This window comes from Vibrio sp. 1562 (genome assembly GCF_033340155.1).
GTDB classification, from domain to species: domain Bacteria; phylum Pseudomonadota; class Gammaproteobacteria; order Enterobacterales; family Vibrionaceae; genus Vibrio; species Vibrio alginolyticus.
The window spans coordinates 1-653 of the sequence record NZ_JAWOVY010000431.1; the positions used below are offsets into that span (position 1 = coordinate 1).

Consider the following 653-nt stretch of genomic DNA (forward strand, 5'->3'; position numbering starts at 1 on the left):
AAAACATCGTTTATGCCATCGGTGGCGCTGCGATTCTTTACTTCGTCTCTTTAATGCTGAAAGCCAGCAAAGCCGAGTCATTGAAGATGGGCACCATCCTCATTGTGACCTTCTTAACTACGTGTTTCTTCGTCTACTACGGTCAAATGATGACGTCAATGAACATGGTGGCAATCAATACTTTGAAAGGCTCACTGTTTGGCTTTATCCCACTTGAGCCAGAAGCAGCAATGGCAATGAACCCACTTTGGTGTATGGTTGGTGGCCCTATTGTTGCGGGCTTCTTCGGTATGCTTGAAAAACGCGACGTTCACCTTTCTACAGCGACTAAAATCGCGATGGCGTTTGTACTCACTGCAATTGCATTTGGCATCCTAACGTTTGCGGTCACAACCGTTGGTGAAGATGTGGTGATCATGCCTGAAATCTTCTTGGCGATTCACTTCTTCCAAGCCATTGCGGAAGTTATCGTTGGTTCAATGGTTGTGGCATTCATTCTGTCTGTAGCACCAAAACACATCGAGAACTTCTCGGTTAGTCTATTCTCTGTTGCTATCGCATTGAGTGGTATCGTTGGCGCCGCTTTCTCAACGTCGATTGCGATGGAAAAAGGCCAAGAGATCACTCAAGAAATCGTACAAACCGTATACGGT

1 pseudogene is annotated in these 653 nt (G+C 45.9%); it reads left to right on the plus strand.

The annotated features are described in order from the left end of the window. A pseudogene (locus R7Z49_RS25615) lies at window positions 1–653 on the plus strand (major facilitator superfamily transporter); the annotation flags it as partial.